The following is a 20,670-nucleotide window of genomic DNA, read 5'->3' on the forward strand; positions in this document are numbered from 1 at the left end:
AACCAAGCAACCAGTCCAAAACTGGTCAAAAAAACATCACACCCCTAAACGGGAAAAAAGGATGCGACAAAAAACAACAAACAAAAACCACCAAACACACTATTGAGTTCTCAAACAACACACCCGCACGGCCGCGCAACTATTCCGCGGCCAATGGCCGCGTCTTCGTAGTGCGGACGCTCAGGAAACCCACCGAAGTGGGGTTTCCCTCTGGGACGCCGCCGCGCTCTTCGGGCTTGGCCCGTGTCGCAGCGACTCCGATAAGTTACGTGAGGGATAACGTGGAGTCAAATGGGCTGCTAGGGCGGGTTTTTCGAACCTCGACACCTGTCGTGCGCACGGTGGTGCGTTGACTCCGACAGACTCTCCAACGCACTGCCTTTCGGCTTTGTTCCCGCCGCCCTCGACGGTCAGCCGACGCGTTCGATGCCGGCGATGTTGCGCTTGCCGCGCCGCAGCACGAGCCAGCGGCCGTGCAGGAAGTCGGAGTCGTGTGGCACCCACTCGTCGCTGTCGACCCGGATGTTGTTGACGTAGACACCGCCCTCGGCGACCGTGCGTTTGGCCGCCCCCTTGCTCGTCGACAAGCCGCTGGCCACCAGCAGGTCGGTGACCGTGTCGGGGCCGCCCGGCTTGAACTCCGCGACCGCGGCCTCGCGCAGTGCCGCGCCGAGCGTCGGCTCGTCGAGTTCTGCCAGTTCGCCGCGACCGAACAGGGCCTGGCTGGCGTGCTCGACCGATCGTGTCGCCGACTCCCCATGCACCAGCGTGGTGAGCTCGCGGGCCAGTCGGCGCTGTGCGGCGCGTTCGTGCGCTCGCTCCGCCGTCGCCTCTTCCAGTTCGGCCAGTTCGTCGGGGGTGAGGAACGTGAACCAGCGCAGATAGCGGACGACGTCGGCGTCGGCGGTGTTGATGAAGTACTGATACCAGGCGTACGGGCTCGTCATCATCGGGTCGAGCCAGAGGCTGCCCCCGCCGGTCGACTTGCCGAACTTCTTGCCTTCGGAGTCGGTGACCAGAGGCGTCGTCAACGCATGGACGGTCGCGCCGGCCTTCTGCCGGACCAGGCGGACGCCGGCGATGATGTTGCCCCACTGATCGGACCCGCCGATCTGCAGCGAGCAGCCGTACCGCTGATGCAGTTCGACGTAGTCGTTGGCCTGCAACAGCATGTAGCTGAACTCGGTGTAGGAGATGCCCTCGCCTTCCAGGCGGCGACGGACGGTGTCGCGGTCGAGCATCACGTTGACCGAGAAATGCTTTCCAACGTCGCGCAGGAACTCGATCGTCGAAAGCGGGCCGGTCCAGGACAGGTTGTTCTCCACGACAGCGCCGGTGGGCGAATCATCGAATTCGACGAACCGCTCGAGCTGACCGCGGATCCTGTCGGCCCAGTCGGCCACCGTGTCTGCCGTGTTCAAGGTGCGCTCACCGGTGTCACGGGGATCGCCGATCATCCCGGTGGCGCCGCCGGCCAGCACGATCGGGCGGTGACCGGCCTGCTGGAAGCGCCGCAGCGTCAACAGCGGGATGAGATGTCCGGCGTGCAGGCTGGGTGCCGTCGGGTCGAACCCCGAATACACGGTGACCGGTCCGGCAGCCAGCGCCTGCGCCAGCGCGTCGCGGTCGGTGGACTGCGCGATCAGCCCCCGCCATTCCAACTCGTCGAGGATCGACGTACCCATGACCGCGATCTTTCCGTATGCCGCCGCCGTGCTGACGCGCGACCACAACGATTCGGCCTCAGGCGGCTCGGCAGATGGCCTCGAGGGTTTCGACGAACGCCGCCGGTTGCTCGATATGCGGCACGTGGCCGGCTCGGTCGACGATGAAGAGCGGCCAGCCGTATCGATCGGCCGTCGGCTCGGCGATCCGAAGCGGGACCATGCGATCCTCGCGTCCCCACAGCAGCGCGGTCGGGACTCTGATACCGGCGAGCGCAACGGCTTTGCCTTGCGTGGAGACGAGTTTGGTCATCGTGGCCTTCACCTGCGGCTGGCGGGCCCGATCCAGGGTGTATGCCGAGAACGCGTCGAACCACGCCGGGTCCCTGGCGCGGGTGGCATCCAGGTCAAGCAGGGCGAATTGCTGGAATCGGCGCAGGTTGGCAGCCGTCGGGCGAACCGCGAACCGCACCGCGCGATACCTCAGGCCGACAGGCATCCGGTACCTGCCGACGGCCGGTGCCGCGTAGAGAACCAGGCGCGCCAGCCCCGAGCCATCCCGGCTGGCGAATCGCGCCGCCATGCCGCCGAGCATGGAATGGGCCACAAGGGTGGCCCGCGCGACATCGAGGCGCTCGAACATTCCGTGCAGCCAAGCGGAGAACGAGTCGATGTCGATCTCGGCGAGCGGGCTCGACTCACCGAGGCCGGGAAAGTCCGGGATGATCAGGCGGTGGTTCTTGGCGAGTTCCGTGACCGCCGGCACCCACAGCGCGCCGCCACACTCGATGGCGCCGTGAAGCAGAACCATCGGAGGTCCTTGACCGGCCTCGAGTACAGACGTCGTCGTCCCGGCGAGTTCGACAGTGCGAACTGCCACCGCGGCCCCGGCGAGCATCTCGTCGCGTGAGACACCCATGGCCTCAGTATGGTTCCGCCTCGATCGCGGCAGCAACTAGTCGCTCTCGCCGGGCGCCGGCGCCCGTGGGCTGCGCCGATACGGCGACACCTCCGGTCGTCGGGCGAGCCAGAACCGCCACGGCCGGTCGGCGGCCTTGCTGACGCCCACCCGCGGCCCTTCCTCGGCGGGATGCTGCTCCCCCAAGGCCAGTTCGATCGGACCGGTGGCGTCGAAGAGGTCGATTCCGTTGTCGTCCATCGTGATTCCCAGCGCCGAGCACAGATTGCCCGGACCCCTCGCCAGGGCGGCCGGCCGGACCGATTCACCGCGGCGGACGAGCGCGGTGTCGAGACCGGCCTCGATGGCGGCGGCCCGCAGCAGCACCGCTCCCGCGACGCCGTCGGTGGCGCACGCCACGTTCGCGCAGACGTGGATGCCGTGGCTGCGATAGGTGTACAGCCGTCCGGCCCGGCCGAACATCACCGAGTTGCGCGGGCTGGGCCCGCGGAAGGAATGCGCCGCGGCGTCCGGCCAAGGACCGTCCACAGGGCCACCGTAGGCCTCGACTTCGACGATCATCGCGCTCACTCCGCGCCCGGTGAGGGTGGCGCCGAGCAGCCGTCGTGCCGCGGTCACTGGGTCGACCGACAGCAACTCAGCCGTCACCGTCAGCGCCCGAACGGCGCGGCGAGCGCCTTGGCGACCACGTCGTAGGCGACCGCCTCTTCGGGATGCACGCCGGGAAAGAAGTAGAAGCCGTGCGGCATCCCGTCCGGGAAATAGTCGACGGCCTCGCCGCCCGCATCCCGGATGCGCTGCGCGAATGCCCTGGCCGAATCGACGATCGGGTCGTGGGTGCCCGCGACCACCACGGCCAGCGGATAGCCGGTGAGATCGGCCTCGATGGGGCTGACCCACGGGTGGTTCCATGGCGTCGCGCTGACGTACGCGCCGCGGATGAAGCCCGCGAACGGCATGTCGTAGACGATGCCGCGGGGGGCCAGCTCGAGGAACGACGGCCACCGTTCGAACTGGAAGTCGGCGAAGGCGCCGAGCATCACCACCGCGTCGGGGATCCTCACGCCCTCGTCACGCGCGCGCAGGGGAATCGCGGCGGCCAGGTTCGACCCCGCCGAGTCGCCGGCGACGGCGAGCCGCGACGTGTCGGCGTCGATGTCGTCGCCGTGGGCGACCACCCAGCGGTAGACGTCGAAGGCGTCGTCGAGCGGGACGGGGAAGGCGAACTCGGGCGCCGACCGGTAGTTGGCCGACACCACCAGCGCGTCGTTGGTGAACGCGAGCTTGCGGGCCAGGAAGTCGCAGTCCTCGGAGGAGCCCACGGTGAATCCGCCGCCGTGGAAGTAGACGATCACGGGCAGTGGGCCGTCGGGGGCGCCGGTGGGCCGGTACAGCTGGCATCGCGCGACCCCGTCCCGGACGGGCAGGTAGACCTGGTCGACCGCGACATCGGGCACCGCTTCGGCGCCGGTGGGCGGTACCAGCGACGGGTCGGGCTGATGCCCGTCGCCGACGTAACCAGAGCGCACAGGCGCAATCATCAAGTCGCGCAGCGCAACTGGCTGGCGATTGTTGGCGATGACCCGGTACATCGGCATCGCGGGGTCGTCCGGGTCGATGTAGCTCAGCCCGTCGATGGTCACGGGAAGCGTGACGTCGACCTGGCCGTCGGGAACTGTGCGCAGAGATTGGCGGACCATCGCCGGCAATCCTACGGGCGCTGTTGACATCCGCGATCACTGCGAGGAATATTCATTGCATGATGACTTCATCGGTTGGTGAATTATCTCGGTACGATGAGGAACCGGTCATCGACATCAGGGAACTGCGGGTGGTGCGCGGTAACCGCGTGGCGCTGGACGACGTCACCGTGCAGATCGCTACCGGCACGATCACCGGATTGCTGGGGCCCTCCGGCTGCGGCAAGACGACGCTGATGCGCAGCGTCGTTGGCACCCAGATCGTCACCGGGGGCACCGTGACGGTGCTCGGCAAGCCCGCCGGTTCGGCGGAGCTTCGACGCCGCGTCGGCTATGTGACGCAGGATCCGACGATCTACGGCGATCTGCGGGTCATCGACAATGTGCGCTATTTCGCGTCGTTGTACGGAACGGAAGCCTCGTCCGCCGAGGAGGCGGTCGGTGCCGTCGGCCTCGACGACCACCGAACCGCATTGTGCAACAACCTATCCGGTGGCCAGCGGACGCGCGTCTCGCTGGCCTGCGCGTTGGTTTCGCGACCGGATCTACTGGTGCTCGACGAACCGACCGTCGGGCTGGATCCCGTGCTGCGGGTGGATCTGTGGGAGCAGTTCCGCGAGCTCGCCAGGCGCGGTACCACGCTGCTGGTCTCGAGCCACGTCATGGACGAGGCCGACAACTGCGCCGACCTGCTGCTCATGCGCGAGGGTCATCTACTCACCCACACCACGCCCGGAAAGCTACGAGAGGACACGGGATGTCAGTCACTGGAGGAAGCGTTCCTGTCCGTCATCAGGCACAGCACCGCAGCCACCGGGGTCGCAGCCGGCTGAGCCCGCAGGCCTATCTGGCCACCACGGGGCGCATCCTGCGACAACTGGCCGCCGATCACCGCAGCGTCGCGATGATCCTCGTCGTGCCGAGCGCGGTCATCACCTTGATGTACTTCATGTTCGAGAACGCGCCGCAGCGGCCGGGGGCGCCGTCGCCGTTCAACAACGCGTGCCTGATCATGCTGGGCTTGTTCCCGCTGATCGTGATGTTCCTCATCACCTCGATCACCATGCAGCGCGAACGTGTTTCGGGAACCCTGGAGCGCATCCTGACCACTCCCCTGCGGCGGACCGATCTGCTGGCCGCCTACGGCACCGCGTTCTCGATCGCGGCCGCGGCGCAGGCCACGCTGGCGGCCCTGGTGTCGTACGCGTTCCTCGGCCTGCACACCGAGGGCAGCCCGATCCTGGTCTTCACCATCGCGATCATCAATGCCGTTCTCGGTGTCGGACTCGGTCTGCTGTGTAGCGCGTTCGCGCGCACGGAGTTTCAGGCCGTCCAGTTCATGCCGGTGGTGATCGCGCCCCAACTGTTGCTGTGCGGCATCATCGTGCCGCGCGAGGTGCTGCCCGACTGGCTGCAGTGGATCAGCAACGTGCTGCCGGCCAGCTACGCTCTGGAGGCGCTGCAGGAGGTCGGCAGGTACTCCGAGCCGACGTTCATCGCGGTGCGCGACATCGCGGTCGTCGTCGGCTTCGCCGTAGTCGCGATGATCCTTGCGGCGGCCACGCTACGACGAAGGACACCGTGACCACTTGACCACCAACGCAGAACGCAAGCGTCCCGGGCGACCGCCCGGGTCGTCGGACACTCGAGAGAGGATCCTTGCCAGCGCTCGGGAGTTGTTCGCGCGCAACGGCATCGACAAGACCTCGATCCGCGCGATCGCCGCCGACGCGGAGGTGGACCCGGCGCTGGTGCACCACTACTTCGGCACCAAGACCCAGCTGTTCGCCGCGGCGATCCACATCCCGATCGATCCCATGCAGGTCATCGGTCCGCTGCAGCAGGTGCCGGTCGAGGAGCTCGGTCGCGTGCTGCCCTCACTCCTGTTGCCGCTGTGGGATTCCGAGTTGGGCAAGGGCTTCATCGCGACACTGCGCTCGATCCTGGCCGGCAACGACACCTCGCTGGTGCGCTCGTTCCTGCAGGAGATCATCGCGAAAGAGGTCGGTTCGCGCGTCGACGATCCGCCAGGCAGCGGGCCGATTCGGGTGCAGTTCGTGGCCTCGCAGCTGGTCGGCGTGGTGATGGCCCGCTACATCCTCGAGCTGCAGCCGTTCAAGTCGTTGCCGGTCGAGCAGGTCGCCGAGACGATCGCGCCCAACCTGCAGCGCTACCTCACCGGGGAGCTACCCGGGCTGTCCTGACGCGCGGTCGAGCATCCGTTGATGCTCGGCGTCGTCACTGATGGTGACGGCCTCGTCGACCAGCAGCACCGGGATGCCGCCGTCGATGCGGTAGGCGCGGCGCAACCGCGGGTTGTAGAGGTACTCCGGGGAGTCCCCGCCGACGAGCAGCAGCGGGCCACGATCCTGCGGACAGACCAGGATCTCGAGAAGTTTCGCGTCGAGGGCCACCGCGTCAGCCGACCGGCATGGTCATTCCGGGGATCACCGGCACTGGCCCGGCGACGGGGCCTTGGGCCGCGGCGGCCTGCTGGGCCCGCATCTGCTGCTTGCGCTGATAGGCGAGCGTCTCCTGCAGAGCCTCGATCAGCGGCGTCTGGTTGGGGCGATACTGCAATGCCTGCTCGATCGCCGCCCTGTTCGCATTCGAGGGGCGATAGCCCTGAGCCCTGAGCGTCAGCACATCATGGATCAAATTGGAGAGTTTTCCTCCGCCGGCGCCGAGGTCGTAATCTGCCTGGATGATCGCGAGCGCCTGATCAGCCGTCATTCCCTGGGGCTCGGCGTCCTCGTCGACCCGCTTGCAGTCGTCACCGGTGCAGGGCGTCTTGGGGCCGTCGGCCTCAGCGGTGGGGGTCGGCGCCTCGGTGGTCGTCGGCGCGGCGGGCTGCGCGGACGCTGTCGGCGCTCCGGCGCCGGTGATCAGGGTGGCGGCCACCGCGGCACCGGCGATGCCGCCGATGACGACGCGACGCCAGATGTCGCGCTCAGTACCGGTCTGCAGGGAAAACAAGGTCATCAATCCTCCAGCTCGGTGACGCGACTGCCCGACCCGACGGCGTCCTGCCGCCAGCGGGGAGCCTAACAGCGACCGTCCGTGGCGGCACGGTCATCCAGGCTGGCCCTCGGCGATCTCGGTACGCACCGCAACGGTCAACCGCTTGTACCGATTCGTATCGGGGTCCAGGTACCAGGCGTTACGCGAGGGCTTCGGCACTCCCTCGGCGCGCAGTGGGCCGACCAGCGGCCGATAGGAGGCGCTGAGCGCCATCCTGGGGACGACGTGGACGATGTCGGGCGGGCAGCCGAGGACGAGGTCGGACAGCGCCTCCGACAGGTCGGCCGACGGGATGCTGCCGCCGGGGCACAGCGCCAGGGCGGTGACCGCCAGCTGGTGGCCGTTCACCTCGACGCCGTAGGTCGCCGCGAGATCGACCGCCCCCAACCGGCCGACGGCGTCGTTGACCGGGGAGGAGAAGACGCAGCCCCGCGCGGTGTGGATGACCGCGCCGCGGCTGTCGACGAGCCAGAAGTCGCCGTCCTCATCGCGGCGGAACAGGTATTCCGTCGAGACCCAGGTGTCGGCGGGGGCGAACACGCCGCGCTTGATCGACGCCGTCGGGTCGACGGGCCCGCGCGGCCGGGCCAGCAGGACCCCGATCTCGTTGGTCTCCGCCCTGCGCACGAACCCGCGCTCGTCCTCCAGGATGAGGTCCTCGTCGGGGTCGTAGGCGGCCAACGCCACTTCGCGGCCACCCGGCAGAGGCCGGCCCTTGCTGCCGATCTTCGCTCCGGACACGTTGGCCAGCACCGCCTGCCCGTCGGTCGTCGCGAAGAACTCGACGATTCGGGCCGGCTCGAAGACGTCGACGACGCGCTTCCACAGACCCACCGGCATGCCGGAGCCGATGAACAACCGCACCGGATGGCTGCCGTGCAGGGCGAATGAGGGATCGTCGATGACCGCGCGCAGCATCGCCCACGTATAGGTCACCACCGTCACGCCGTACTGGCGGATCTCCTTGAGGAACCGGTCGGGCTGCAGGCCCCGCGACAGCGCGATGCGCGAGCCGCCGACCACGGCACCGCCGAGCGCGACCAGCAGTCCCGACGGATGATGCAGCGGGGTGAGGCAGTAGACCGTGTCTCCGCGGCCGAGATTCGCCGCCGACGCGGTGCCGAACGCCGAGATCGCCCACCGGGCGTTGGTGATCTGCTTGGCCACCAACTCGCCGCCTATCGAGCTGAACGCCACGAACGCCAGGTCGCGGGCCAGACCGGGGTTGGGCCGGTACCAGCCCGGCAGGTCGACCGCATCCGGATCGATCCGCTCCATGTCGACGATTTCGGTGTCACCGGGCAGGTGCAGGTCGCGGGACTCACCGCCGCCGAGCACCAGAACCCGCGTGCCGAGTCCGCGCGCCGCATCGAGATGACTCGGGTCGGCGACGATCTCAGACACTGCGCCCAGGCGGGCCGCGGCGGCCAAGTCGACGTCGGGTGGCATCAGCACCGCCACCGCCCCCAGCCGGGAGAGCGCCGCGATCGCCACGAGCGCACTGGGACGGGTCTCCGTCAGCACGCCGACGTGCGCACCCTGGCGCACGCCGACCTCGATGAGCCCGCGAACGACGTTGTTGATGCGGCGATCGACGCCCTCGTAGGTGTGCACGCGGCCGTCGAAGAGCAGGCAGTCCCCGTTGGGTACATCGCGGGCCTGCTCGGACATGATGCGCCCCAACGAGATACGAGTGTGCTCGTTGATTTGACCCAGCCGTGCCAGTCGGGGCAGGGTGCGTGCGGTCTCGACGGCCAGCGCGCGGGCCGACTTGTTCGCGGAGACCAGCGCGCCCGCCGTCGAGCGGGCAAGGCTGAACGCCATCTCGGTCGCCGCCGCAGTTCCGTGCGCCACCCGGGAGCTCAGCGAGACGCCGCTTTCGTTGTGCTCCTGAGGTTGCAGCGCCATCGGGTTGACGCCGTCGGGCAACTCGCCCGTGCCGTCGAGCCACTTCACCCACTGTGCGACCGTCGGCCAGGTCTGGTCGGCCGCCTTCGAACCGACGACGAGCCCGAAATGGCCTGAGCGGATCAGGTACTCGTAGACGTCGGCCTTCGGGGCGGCGCGCTTGATGCCACGCACGGAGGCGGGCTGGCCGATGTCGTCGACCTCACCGATCACCGCCAGCACCGGGCAGTCGATGTCCGACAGCGTGACCAGGTCGCCGTGAATGCTGAAGCCGCCGCTCATCATCCGGTTGTGCGCGATGAACTGCTTGAGCAGTTCGGCGATGGCCGGCCCCGACCACGCGATCCACCCCTCGGAGGCGAGGAAGCGGCGCTGCTGTTCGCGTGGCAGCAGCGCCTCGCGGTCGTGCAGCTGGCGCAGGAAGTCGATGCGCGACTGCGCGGTCTTGAGGGGATCGAGCATCTGGAACCCCGTACGGGCGAGCCAGCCCGGGATGTCGATGCGGCTGAAGACGTGGTCGGCCATGAAATCCGCGGCGGCGGGCGCGATGCTGGCCGGCAGGTTCATCGGCAGTGCTGCCAGGGTGTCGACGGGTGAGCCGAACGCGATGATGCTCGCGAGGTCCTTGGACCGGCGGTAGGCCGCGGTCTGGTAGGCGAACATGCCGCCCTGTGAGTAGCCGGCCAGGTGGACGTCGCGGCCGGTGACCTCCTTGACGGTGTCGATCGCCTCGCTGAGCGCGACGACGTGGTCGGCCAGCGTGCGTTCCATGCCGCCCTCGACCTTGTCGGGGGCGCCGAAGTCGATGACCCACGGGTCGATGCCGCCCTTGTGCAGGATGCCGACGGCGCCCTCGTCGCGGGTGACGTCCCACATGTCGGCCGACATCATCATCGGATGCACCATCAGCACCGGCGGGCCGGGTTGCCTGGCGCCCGGGCGCGTGTCGGGCGGGAAGTAGCGGCGCAGCCGGTACATCGGCACGCTCTGGATGATCTGGAACGGAGACGGCACCGCTCCGGTCTCCAGGCCGCCGTAGCGCAGCACCTCGATGCCGTTTTGAGCAGTGGCCACCAGCCGTCCCACCGGCCGGGTTATCGCCGACAAGTCCACCACCGCGTTCCCCTCTGAGCGACGCACCATTCCCCCGAGTATCGAGGTCATCATGGCACAGGGTCCGTCGCGGAACGGCCGACCTATCATCGGCGGTCGATGGCGAATCTGATCAACGTCGAGCGCGCGACGGTCGGCTACGGCACCCGCACGCTCCTCGATGCGGTCAGCCTGGGAATCGACGACGGCGACGCGATCGGTGTCGTCGGCCGTAACGGCGACGGCAAGACCACGCTGCTGCAGGTCCTGACGACGGCGCGGGAGCCGGACTCCGGCCGGGTAACGCACACCTCCGCGCTGTCGGTGGGCTACCTACGCCAGAGCGACGACTTCGCCGCCTCGGCCACGGTGCGTGAGGTGATCGTCGACGGCAGGCCCGACCATGTGTGGGCCGCCGAACCGGACACCCGCGACGTGGTTTCGCATCTGCTGGCCGAAGTCGACCTCGACACCACGGTCGGTCGGCTGTCGGGTGGTGAGCGGCGCCGGGTGGCGCTGGCCGCGGTACTGATCGCCGGGCACGACGTGCTGGTGCTCGACGAGCCGACGAACCACCTCGACGTCGAGGTGATCGGCTGGCTGGCCGCGCACCTGAACGCGCGGCGCGCCCGCGCTCTGGTGGTGGTCAGCCACGACCGCTGGTTCCTCGATGCGGTCTGCACCAGTACCTGGGAGGTGCACGGTGGTGCCGTCGACGGTTACGACGGCGGCTACGCGTCGTACGTGCTGGCGCGCGCCGAGAGGATGCGGCTGGCGGCCGGCGCGGAGGCGCGCAGGCAGAACCTGATGCGCAAGGAACTGGCCTGGCTGCGGCGCGGACCTCCCGCGCGCACGTCCAAGCCCAAGTTCCGGATCCAGGCAGCCAACGAGTTGATCGCCGACGAACCGCCGCCGCGGGATTCGCTTGTGCTGCAGCGCTTTGCGACGACGCGGCTGGGCAAGGACGTGTTCGACCTGCACCGGGTGCGGCTCGAGGCGGGCGACAACGTCGTACTCGACAAGGTCGACTGGTCGATCGGGCCGGGCGCCCGCATCGGGCTGGTCGGCGTCAACGGCACGGGCAAGACGACGGTGTTGCGCCTGCTGGCCGGCGAGGTGGCGCCCACGGCCGGGACCATCAAGCGCGGCGCCACGCTGAGAATCGGCTATCTGAGCCAGGCACTGGCCGAAGTCGACGGCGCCGAACGGGTGCTCGACGCGGTCGAGAACCGCCGCCGCGTCACGGAATTGGCCGGCGGCCGGGAGATCACCGCCGACACCCTGTTGCGCGACTTCGGTTTCACCGGTGACAAGCTGACCGCGCGGGTGGCCGACCTGTCCGGCGGCGAACGGCGCAGACTGCAATTCCTGCGGGTGCTGCTCGACGAGCCGAACGTACTGCTGCTCGACGAGCCGACCAACGACCTCGACATCGACACGTTGACGGTCATCGAGGACTATCTGGACGGATGGCCCGGCACCCTGATCGTGGTCACGCACGACCGGTACTTCCTCGAACGGGTCACCGACGTCACGTACGCGCTGACTGGTGGTGGGCGCTGCGACCTGCTGCCCGGCGGAATCGAGCAGTATCTGGCGCAGCGGGCCTCGGCCGAGGCACCGTCGAGTGCGCGACCGGAGCCTTCGCGCGGTGAGTCGACCTCGGCGCGCGAGCGGCGCACCGGCAAGGAGATGGCCCGTATCGAGGGACAGTTGGAGAAGCTGGACGAGCGGATCGCGGCGTTGCACGAGTCGATGGCAGAGGCGGCGTCCGATCACGTGCGTGCGGGCGAGCTGAACAATGAGTTGCAGGAGCTGCTGGCGCGTAAGGACTCTCTCGAAGAGGCGTGGCTGGCCGCGGCCGAAGACTAGCGGCGCAGCCGTACGCGCAACCCGTCGACCGACTCGCGGACCAGCCCGAGTTGCCTGGCCACCTGAACCGGTGCGGTGCCGCCTCTGGCGTCGCGGGAGTTGACCGAACCGTCGACGGTGAGCACCTCACGCACCTGCGACGTCAGGCCGGGATGGATCGCCGCCAGTTCGGCGTCGGCGAGGTCTTCCAAGCCGACGCCGCGGGCTTCGGCCGCACGCACCGCGGCGCCCGCGGCCTCGTGCGCGACCCGGAACGGCACTCCCCTGCGCACCAGCCACTCGGCGACGTCGGTGGCCAAGGTGTAGCCCAGCGGCGCGAGCTCGGCCATCCGGTCGACGTCGAAGCGCAAAGTGGCCACCAGGCCGGCCATCGCGGGTAGCAGCATTTCGAGCTGCGCCACGGAGTCGAACACCGGCTCCTTGTCCTCCTGCAGGTCCCGGTTGTAGGCCAGCGGCTGGGCCTTGAGGGTGGCCAACAGCCCGGTGAGGTTGCCGATGAGGCGACCCGACTTACCGCGCGCCAGCTCGGCGATGTCGGGGTTCTTCTTCTGCGGCATGATGGAACTGCCGGTGGACCACGAGTCGTGCAGCTCGACGTAGCCGAATTCCGTTGTGCTCCAGAGGATGATGTCCTCAGCGAGGCGGGACAGGTCGACACCGATCATCGAGAAGACGAATGCGGCCTCGGCCGCAAAGTCGCGCGCCGCGGTGGCGTCGATGGAGTTGTCGGCCGCGGCGTCGAAGCCCAGGTCCTTGGCGATCGCGTCGGGATCGAGGCGCAGCGATGAGCCGGCGAGCGCCCCGGAACCGTAAGGGGATACGGCCGCGCGCTTGTCGAAGTCGGCCAGGCGGTCGACGTCGCGCAGCAGCGGGTGAGCGTGCGCAAGCAGGTGGTGGGCCAGCAGGACCGGCTGCGCCGACTGCAGATGTGTCTTACCCGGCATGATCGCCGTCGGGTGGGCCGCGGCTTGGGTCGTCAGCGCGGAGACCACCTCGAGCGCTCCATCGGCGACGCGCCGGATCGCGTCGCGCAGCCACAGCCGGAACAGCGTGGCCACCTGATCGTTGCGCGATCGGCCGGCCCGCAACCGGCCGCCGAGGTCGTCACCCACCCGATCGATCAGGCCGCGTTCCAGCGCGCCGTGCACGTCCTCGTCGGAGGCCAGCGGCCGGAAGCTGCCGTCGGCGACATCGGCGGCCAGGCTGTCCAGACCGGCCAGCAGCCCGTCGCGCTGCTCCTCGGTCAGCAGGCCGGCCTGAAACAGCACGCGCGCGTGGGCCTTCGACGCCTGGACGTCATACGGCGCCAGCACCCAGTCGAAATGCGTCGACTTCGACAGCGCCGCGAGCGCGTCCGACGGGCCGCCGGAGAAGCGACCGCCCCACAGCGAGCCTTCATTCGTGCTCACTCGGTGCCCCCCGCCCTTCGGCGAGCGACCGCTGTTGTACGCACGGAAGCGGCGTGTCGTTGTACAGACACGGTCGCTCGCGGGAATGAGATCACTGGCCCGCCAGGTCGCGCCGGGCGGAGAGGCTCGACGACAGGCCGTGGATCTGCACGAAACCGCGGGCGGCCGACTGATCGAACGTGTCGCCCTCGTCGTAGGTGGCGAGGTTGAAGTCGTAGAGAGATTCCTGGCTCCGGCGTCCGTTGACCGCGATGTGCCCGCCGTGCAACACCATTCGGATCTCCCCCGATACGTGCTCCTGGGTCTTGGCGACGAACGCCTCGAGTGCGGTCTTCAACGGCGAATACCACAGCCCGTCGTACACCAGCTCGCCCCACTTCTGGTCCGTGCCGCGCTTGAACCGGCCGAGTTCGCGCTCCAGTGTGACGTGTTCGAGTTCGGTGTGCGCGGTGATCAGCACCATCGCCCCCGGCGCCTCGTAGATCTCGCGACTCTTGATGCCGACCAGACGGTCCTCGACGACGTCGAGCCTGCCGACGCCCTGTTCACCGCCGCGCCGGTTGAGCTCTTCGATGGCCTGCAGCACGGTGACCGGCCGGCCGTCGATCGACACCGGGACGCCACGCTCGAAGCCGACGACGACCTCATCGGGGGTGCTCCAGTTGACGGTGGGGTCCTCGGTGTAGTCGTAGACGTCCTTGGTCGGCGCGTTCCACAGGTGTTCGAGGAAGCCGGTCTCGACGGCGCGGCCCCACACGTTCTGGTCGATGGAGAACGGCGAGCGCTTGGTGACGTTGATCGGGATCGCGTTCTCCTCGGCGAATGCGATGGCCTTCTCCCGCGTCCACGCGTAGTCGCGCACCGGTGCCAGCACCTCGAGATCGGGTGCCAGCGAGGCGAAACCGACCTCGAAGCGCACCTGGTCGTTGCCCTTGCCGGTGCACCCGTGCGCGACGGTGCCGCCGCCGTGTTCGCGCGCGGCCGTCACCAGGTGCTTGGCGATCAGCGGCCGGCTCAGCGCCGACACCAGCGGGTAGCGGTCCATGTACAGCGCGTTGGACTGGATCGCCGGCAGGCAGTACTGCTCGGCGAACTCGTCACGGGCGTCCACGACGACGGCCTCGACCGCGCCGCAATCGAGCGCCCGCTGGCGGACGACCTCCATGTCTTCGCCGCCCTGCCCGAGGTCGATCGCGACCGCGACCACCTCACGGCCGGTCTCCTTGCCGATCCAGCTGATCGCCACCGAGGTGTCCAGACCGCCGGAGTACGCCAGGATGACGCGTTCGCTCATCGGTTACCAGTCTCCTTTTGTCGAATGCTCTCGAGTCTCGTCGCCAGGTCCGCGCCGGTCATCGGCTCGCGGGCCACGACGAGGATGGTGTCGTCGCCGGCGACGGTGCCCACGACGAATGGCAGTGCCGCACGGTCGATCGCGCTGGCAAGGTAGTGCGCCGCGCCGGGCGGCGTCCGCAGGATCGCGAGGTTGCCGCTGGCGTCGGTGGACACCAGCAGCTCCGCCAGCAGGCGTGACATTCGTTCCGTGCCACCGGAAACGCCGCGTACGGGGCTGCCGTCCTCGGGTACGACGTACACGCCGACGCCGCCGTCGGCTCCGCGCAGCTTCACCGCGCCGAGTTCCTCGAGGTCCCGCGACAGCGTCGCCTGGGTGACCTCGATGCCCTCGTCGGCCAGCATCGTGGCCAGCTCGCCCTGGCTGTGCACCGACTGCGACGACAGGATCGACACGATGCGCGCCTGCCTGCCCGCCCTGGTGGCCGCGGAAGTCATCTCACGACCGGTCCAACAGCCACACCAGCAGCGCCTTCTGCGCGTGCAGCCGGTTCTCGGCCTCGTCCCAGACCGCGCTGTGCGGCCCGTCGATCACCTCGTCGGTGATCTCGTGTCCGCGGTGGGCCGGAAGGCAGTGCAGCACAACGGCTTCGGGGTCGGCCAGCGCCAGGAGATCGGCATTGAGCTGAAACGGCTGGAACGGACCCACCCGATCGAGGCCGTCGTTCTCCTGACCCATCGAGATCCACGTGTCGGTGACCAGCACGTCCGATCCCTCGGCGGCCTCCCGCGCGTCGGAGGTCACCGTCACCGTCGCCCCCGTCTCCGATGCCCGCTTCCGCGCGGCGGCAATGAAATCGGGGTGTGGCGCGAACCCGGACGGGGCGGCGATCGTGACGTCGACGCCCGCTGTCGCGCCCCCCAGCATCAGCGAGTGCGCCATGTTGTTGGCCCCGTCACCGAGATAGGACATCCGCAGCCCCGCCAGCGCGCCCTTGCGTTCGGCGAGCGTCTGCAGGTCGGCGAGCACCTGGCAGGGGTGGAACTCGTCGGACAGCGCGTTGACGACGGGCACGGTCGACCCTGCGGCCATCGCGGTCAGGCGGTCCTGGCCGAACGTGCGCCAGACGATCGCCTTGACATAGCGGGACAGCACCCGGCCGGTGTCTTCCAGCGTCTCCTCCCGGCCCAGCTGGGTGCTGCGTCCGTCGACCACGACCGCGTGACCGCCCAGCTGGGAGATGCCGACCTCGAACGAAAACCGGGTTCGGGTCGAGTTCTTGTCGAAGATCACCGCCACACCGCACGGGCCCTCGAGCGGGCGGCGGCCGAACGGATTCTTCTTCATCTCCGCAGCCAACGTCAGCACCTCGGCCTGCTCGTCGGGCGTCAGGTCGTCGTCGCGCAGGAAGTGGCGGGTCATTCGGCGGCCCCCTTGTCGAGAACGGCAGGCAGCGCAGTGAGGAAGTCGTCGATCTGCGCCTCGCTGACGATCAGCGGCGGCGCAAGCCGGATCACGTCGGGCGCGGCCGCGTTGACGAGGAAGCCTGCGTCGCGGGCAGCCGCCTCGACGGGCTTGGCCCTCTCGGCGGTGAGCACGACACCGCGCAGTAGGCCGCGGCCACGGACGTGGTCGACCAGCGGATGGCCGAGGGCTTCGATGCCGGCCGCCAGCGCCTTGCCGAGCACGTCGGCGCGGCCGATCAGGTCGTCGTCGGCCAGCACCCGCAGCACCGCCAACGCGGCGGCCGTGCACACCGGGTTGCCGCCGAAGGTGCTGCCGTGCAGGCCCGGGGTGAGCAGGTCCGCCGTCGCGCCGACCGCCATGCACGCACCGATCGGCAGTCCCCCGCCAAGCCCCTTGGCCAGGGTGACGATGTCGGGGGTGATCCCGTCGTGCTGATGGGCGAAAAACGCACCGGTGCGGCCCATTCCGGTCTGCACCTCGTCGAGTGCCAGCAGCGCGCCGTGCCTGGCGGTGATCTCCCGCGCCGCGACGAGGTAACCCGCGGGCGGGACGACAACCCCGCCCTCACCCATGATCGGCTCGAGGAACACCGCCGCGGTGTCGTCGCCGACCGCCGATTCCAGCGCCGCCACGTCCCCGTACGGGACGTGCGTGACGTGGCCGGGCAGCGGCTCGAACGGCGCCTGCTTCGAGGGCTGGCCGGTCAGCGCGAGCGATCCCATCGTCCGGCCGTGAAACGCACCCTGCGCGGCAACGAGTTTCGTCCGGCCGGTGAGCCGGGAGATCTTGAACGCAACCTCGTTGGCCTCGGTACCCGAGTTGCAGAAGAACACCCTGGCTTGAAGATCCGGGCCGCCGAGCAGGCCGACGAGCGCCTCGGCCAGCGCAATCCCCGGTTCGGTGGCATAGAGATTGGAGGTGTGACCGAGCGTGTTGAGCTGCCGGGTGACCGCCTCGATCACCGCGGGGTGACGGTGGCCCAGGATATTGACCGCGATGCCGCCCAGCAGATCCACATAGGACTTGCCGTCGGCGTCGGTCACCACGGCGCCGTCGCCGGCGGCAAGCGCCAGCGGAGGGGTGCCGTAGTTGTTCATCATCACGGCCTGCCAGCGATCCACCAGGGTCACGGGCTCACCACCTTCGTGCCGGTGCCCTCGTCGGTGAACAGTTCGACCAGGACGCAGTGCTCGACCCGGCCATCGATGACGTGCGCGCTGGGCACACCCCCGGCGACCGCCCGCAGGCACGCCTCGATCTTCGGCACCATGCCGGCCTCGAGGGTCGGCAGCAGTTGCGTCAGTGCGGCCGAATCGATTTCGCTGACCAGCGAACTGCGGTCGGGCCATCGGGTGTAGAGGCCTTCGACGTCGGTGAGCACCACCAGCTTCTCCGCGCCCAGCGCCTCGGCCAGTGCGGCGGCAGCGGTGTCCGCGTTGATGTTGTGCACGACGCCGTCGACGTCCGGGGCGATGGTCGAGACCACCGGGATCCGGCCCGCGCTGATCAGGTCGCGAAGTGCGTCGCCGTCGACACGTTCGACGTCGCCGACCAACCCGATGTCGGTCGCGACGCCGTCGACGAGCACGTCGCGCCGCACCGCGGTGAACAGATGGGCGTCCTCGCCGGTGACGCCGACGGCATAGGGCCCGTGCGCGTTGATCAGGTTGACCAGTTCGCGGCCGACCTGACCGAACAGCACCATGCGCGCGACGTCGAGCACCTCCGGCGTGGTCACCCGGAAGCCGCCCTTGAAATCGCCTGCGATACCGAGGCGTTTGAGCATGGCGCTGATCTGCGGGCCACCGCCGTGCACCACGACCGGGTGGATGCCGCAGTTGCGCAGGAACACCATGTCGGCGGCGAACGCGGACTTGAGGACGTCATCGGTCATCGCGTTGCCGCCGTACTTGACCACCACGATCTTGCCGTGCAACTGCTTGAGCCACGGCAGAGCCGCGGCCAATACCTCAGCTTTGAGCGGGGTCGTGACGGTCATGAGCTGTACGCCGAGTTCTCTTCGACGTACCCGTGCGACAGGTCGGTGGTCCGGATCGACGCGCCAGACGTGCCGACACCGAGGTCGATCGTCACGTCGATGTCCGACCCGGACAGGTCCACGTCGCGGGCACCGGGCGCGCCCACACCGTCGACGCACACCGCGGAACCGTTGAAGGACACGCTGATCCGGTCCGGATCGAGGGTGACCGGTGCCATGCCGACGGCCGCCAGCACACGCCCCCAGTTGGGGTCGGAGCCGAACAGGGCGGTCTTGACCAGGCTGTCGCGGGCGACGACTCGCGCGGCGGCCAACGCCTCGTCTTCCGACGCCGCGCCCGACACCGTGACGACGATGCGCTTGGTGACGCCCTCGGCGTCGGCCTGCAATTGCGCGCACAGGTCGTCGCAGACCCGCAGCATCGCGTCGTCGAGGTCGCCCTGGCTCGGCGTGATCGCACTGGCGCCGTTGGCCAGCAGCAGCACGGTGTCGTTGGTGGAGCAGCTGCCGTCGACGTCGAGCCGGTCGAACGTGACCGCCACGGCTTTGCGCAGGGCCTGATCCAGGGCGGCCGCGTCGGCTACCGCGTCGGTGGTGATCACGCACAGCATGGTCGCCAGTGACGGGGCGAGCATGCCCGCGCCCTTGGCCATCCCGCCAACCGTCCAGTTTCCGGCGTGGTGCAGCGCAACCTGTTTCGGCACCGTGTCGGTGGTCATGATGGCCCGGGCGGCTTCCTCACCGCCGGTCAGGCCACCGGCCATCTCGTGGACGACTTCCGCGACGCCCGCGAGCACCTTGTCCATCGGCAGCCGGTCGCCGATCAATCCCGTTGAGCAGACGGCGACTTCGATGGGTCCGGTCTCGGTGCCCCAGTCCGACAACGCCGCGGCCAGCGCCTCGGCGGTGGCGTGGGTGTCCTGGAAGCCCTGCGGGCCCGTGCAGGCGTTGGCGCCACCGGAGTTCAGGATCACCGCCCGCAGCCGGCCGGTGGTGAGCACCTGCTGCGTCCAGAGCACCGGCGCGGCCTTCACCTTGTTGCGGGTGAAGACGCCGGCGGCGGCGTAGTCAGGACCCTCACTGAACACCAGCGCCATGTCGAGCGCGCCGGAGTCCTTGATGCCGGCGGCGATCCCGGTCGCGCGGTACCCGGCGGGCGCGGTCACGCCCTGGGTGCGCACGAGCCGGCTCGCTGTGACCGGAGCCGCCCGGCCGGCGATATCGGAACCCGTCACGGCGCCACCCCCACGACCGAAAGCCCTTCGGTCTCCGGCCACCCCAGCGCCAGGTTCATCGACTGCACCGCCGCGCCGCCGGTGCCCTTGACGAGGTTGTCGATCGCGGCGATCGCGACCAGCGTCCCCGCGTCCTCGTCCAGGGCGACGGCCAACTGCGCGGCGTTGCTGCCGAGCACCGAACCGGTCTTGGGCAGCTGGCCCTCCGGCAACAGGTACACGAACGGTTCGGCGTCATAGGCCTTCTCGTAGGCGGCGCGGATCTGCGACAACGGGGCCTTGGAGCGCGCGGTACAGGTGGCCAGGATGCCCCGCGACGTGGGGATGAGCACCGGCGTGAAGGAAACGGTGACGTCCTTGTCGGTGAGCGCGCGCAGGCCCTGGGCGATCTCGGGCGTGTGCCGATGCTTGCCGCCGACGTTGTAGGCTCGCGCCGACCCGATCACCTCCGAGCCGAGCAGGTCGACCTTGGCGGCGCGACCCGCGCCCGAGGTGCCGCTGACCGAGACGATGGTGACCGCGGGTTCGACGAGGTCCTCGGCGACGGCCGGCCACAGCGCGAGCAGCGCGGCCGTCGGATAGCAGCCGGGGACCGCGACGCGCTTCGCGTCACGCAGCCGGTCGCGGGCACCGGGCAGTTCCGGCAGCCCGTAGGGCCAGCTGCCCGCGTGCGCCGAGCCGTAGAAGCGCTCCCAGGCGGCGGGGTCGGTCAGGCGGAAGTCGGCGCCGCAGTCGATGATCAGTGTGTCGGCTCCGAGCTGCTCGGACAGCGCGGCGGAGTGACCGTGCGGCAGGCCGAGGAAGACCACGTCATGGCCCGCCAACGTGACCGCGTCGGTCGCCTCCAGTACGCGGTTGGCCAGCGGCAACAGGTGCGGATGGTGTTCGGCCAGCGGGGTGCCGGCGCTGGTCGACGCGGTCAGCGCGCCGATGGTCAGCCGACCGTCGGCGTAGCCGGGATGACCGAGCAGAAGACGCAGGATCTCGCCGCCCGCATAGCCGCTGGCGCCCGCCACTGCCACAGAAACCATGCGGGTAATTTTGCATGGTTATGCAACCATATGCAAATTCATTATCGAGGCGTTCGGCG

General features: G+C 69.1%; 20 protein-coding genes. 5 read left to right on the top strand and 15 right to left on the bottom strand.

The genetic code is table 11. The features are described 5' to 3' along the window. On the top strand, positions 1-353 hold a 353-nt coding region (locus ABGB19_RS25790; protein ID WP_347688846.1), incomplete at its 5' end, for a hypothetical protein. A gap of 57 nt (positions 354-410) precedes the next feature. Here ABGB19_RS25790 and tyrS read toward each other — a convergent pair. The 4 genes from tyrS to ABGB19_RS25810 are packed head-to-tail and all read right to left on the bottom strand — an operon-like array spanning position 411 to position 4,283. After that, entirely contained in the window at positions 411-1,685 is a 1,275-nt protein-coding gene (tyrS, locus tag ABGB19_RS25795) for a tyrosine--tRNA ligase (RefSeq protein ID WP_347688847.1), read from the bottom strand. A gap of 58 nt (positions 1,686-1,743) precedes the next feature. After that, positions 1,744-2,583: an alpha/beta fold hydrolase gene (locus ABGB19_RS25800; protein ID WP_347688848.1), complete on the bottom strand. Its 840-nt coding sequence runs from the start codon at positions 2,581-2,583 to the stop codon at positions 1,744-1,746. Positions 2,584-2,619: 36 nt separating this feature from the next. Further along, complete coding sequence (locus tag ABGB19_RS25805) at positions 2,620-3,231, bottom strand: DNA-3-methyladenine glycosylase (RefSeq protein ID WP_347688849.1); 612 nt, start codon at positions 3,229-3,231, stop codon at positions 2,620-2,622. Between the two features lie 2 nt (positions 3,232-3,233). Then, positions 3,234-4,283, bottom strand: coding sequence for an alpha/beta hydrolase (locus tag ABGB19_RS25810; RefSeq protein ID WP_347688850.1), 1,050 nt, complete (start codon positions 4,281-4,283; stop codon positions 3,234-3,236). 59 nt (positions 4,284-4,342) lie between these two features. Between ABGB19_RS25810 and ABGB19_RS25815 the strand changes: the two genes are divergently transcribed. The 3 genes from ABGB19_RS25815 to ABGB19_RS25825 are packed head-to-tail and all read left to right on the top strand — an operon-like array spanning position 4,343 to position 6,487. After that, positions 4,343-5,116 carry an ABC transporter ATP-binding protein gene (locus tag ABGB19_RS25815; protein ID WP_347688851.1) on the top strand — a complete coding sequence of 258 codons (774 nt, stop codon included), beginning with the start codon at positions 4,343-4,345 and terminating at the stop codon, positions 5,114-5,116. Beyond that, positions 5,041-5,868, top strand: coding sequence for an ABC transporter permease (locus ABGB19_RS25820; protein ID WP_347688852.1), 828 nt, complete (start codon positions 5,041-5,043; stop codon positions 5,866-5,868). The genes ABGB19_RS25815 and ABGB19_RS25820 overlap by 76 nt, the downstream gene beginning before the upstream one ends. A gap of 4 nt (positions 5,869-5,872) precedes the next feature. Next, positions 5,873-6,487, top strand: coding sequence for a TetR family transcriptional regulator (locus ABGB19_RS25825; protein WP_347688853.1), 615 nt, complete (start codon positions 5,873-5,875; stop codon positions 6,485-6,487). Here the strand turns inward: ABGB19_RS25825 and ABGB19_RS25830 are convergent. The 3 genes from ABGB19_RS25830 to ABGB19_RS25840 all read right to left on the bottom strand — a co-directional run bounded on the left by ABGB19_RS25830 (position 6,470) and on the right by ABGB19_RS25840 (position 10,355). Beyond that, positions 6,470-6,697 (bottom strand): Trm112 family protein, encoded by a 228-nt coding sequence (locus ABGB19_RS25830; RefSeq protein ID WP_347688854.1) that lies wholly within the window; start codon positions 6,695-6,697, stop codon positions 6,470-6,472. The two genes, ABGB19_RS25825 and ABGB19_RS25830, sit on opposite strands and share 18 nt — an antisense overlap. A gap of 4 nt (positions 6,698-6,701) precedes the next feature. Continuing rightward, positions 6,702-7,265 (bottom strand): hypothetical protein, encoded by a 564-nt coding sequence (locus tag ABGB19_RS25835; RefSeq protein ID WP_347688855.1) that lies wholly within the window; start codon positions 7,263-7,265, stop codon positions 6,702-6,704. Between the two features lie 90 nt (positions 7,266-7,355). Next, positions 7,356-10,355, bottom strand: coding sequence for an acyl-CoA synthetase (locus ABGB19_RS25840; RefSeq protein ID WP_347688856.1), 3,000 nt, complete (start codon positions 10,353-10,355; stop codon positions 7,356-7,358). 69 nt (positions 10,356-10,424) lie between these two features. On the opposite strand from ABGB19_RS25840, the gene ABGB19_RS25845 reads away from it, so the two are divergent. Next, positions 10,425-12,176 carry an ABC-F family ATP-binding cassette domain-containing protein gene (locus tag ABGB19_RS25845; RefSeq protein WP_347688857.1) on the top strand — a complete coding sequence of 584 codons (1,752 nt, stop codon included), beginning with the start codon at positions 10,425-10,427 and terminating at the stop codon, positions 12,174-12,176. Here ABGB19_RS25845 and argH read toward each other — a convergent pair. From argH to argC, 8 genes are all read right to left on the bottom strand, one after another. After that, entirely contained in the window at positions 12,173-13,585 is a 1,413-nt protein-coding gene (gene argH, locus ABGB19_RS25850; RefSeq protein ID WP_347688858.1) for an argininosuccinate lyase, read from the bottom strand. The genes ABGB19_RS25845 and argH overlap by 4 nt on opposite strands. A gap of 91 nt (positions 13,586-13,676) precedes the next feature. Further along, positions 13,677-14,879 carry an argininosuccinate synthase gene (locus ABGB19_RS25855; protein WP_347688859.1) on the bottom strand — a complete coding sequence of 401 codons (1,203 nt, stop codon included), beginning with the start codon at positions 14,877-14,879 and terminating at the stop codon, positions 13,677-13,679. Continuing rightward, positions 14,876-15,376, bottom strand: a complete 501-nt coding sequence (locus tag ABGB19_RS25860; protein WP_347688860.1) for an arginine repressor — start codon at positions 15,374-15,376, stop codon at positions 14,876-14,878. The genes ABGB19_RS25855 and ABGB19_RS25860 overlap by 4 nt, the downstream gene beginning before the upstream one ends. 1 nt (position 15,377) lies before the next feature. Further along, positions 15,378-16,301 (bottom strand): ornithine carbamoyltransferase, encoded by a 924-nt coding sequence (gene argF, locus ABGB19_RS25865; RefSeq protein ID WP_347688861.1) that lies wholly within the window; start codon positions 16,299-16,301, stop codon positions 15,378-15,380. After that, entirely contained in the window at positions 16,298-17,476 is a 1,179-nt protein-coding gene (locus tag ABGB19_RS25870; protein ID WP_347688862.1) for an acetylornithine transaminase, read from the bottom strand. Before ABGB19_RS25870 ends, argF begins: the two co-directional genes overlap by 4 nt. Next, on the bottom strand, positions 17,473-18,345 hold the full coding sequence (gene argB, locus ABGB19_RS25875) for an acetylglutamate kinase (RefSeq protein WP_347688863.1): 873 nt from the start codon (positions 18,343-18,345) through the stop codon (positions 17,473-17,475). The genes ABGB19_RS25870 and argB overlap by 4 nt, the downstream gene beginning before the upstream one ends. Continuing rightward, on the bottom strand, positions 18,342-19,565 hold the full coding sequence (argJ, locus tag ABGB19_RS25880) for a bifunctional glutamate N-acetyltransferase/amino-acid acetyltransferase ArgJ (protein WP_347688884.1): 1,224 nt from the start codon (positions 19,563-19,565) through the stop codon (positions 18,342-18,344). The genes argB and argJ overlap by 4 nt, the downstream gene beginning before the upstream one ends. A gap of 11 nt (positions 19,566-19,576) precedes the next feature. Further along, positions 19,577-20,611: an N-acetyl-gamma-glutamyl-phosphate reductase gene (gene argC / locus ABGB19_RS25885; RefSeq protein ID WP_347688864.1), complete on the bottom strand. Its 1,035-nt coding sequence runs from the start codon at positions 20,609-20,611 to the stop codon at positions 19,577-19,579. Positions 20,612-20,670: the final 59 nt, after the last annotated feature.

Source organism: Mycobacterium sp. B14F4, from assembly GCF_039871645.1.
Lineage (GTDB): Bacteria > Actinomycetota > Actinomycetes > Mycobacteriales > Mycobacteriaceae > Mycobacterium.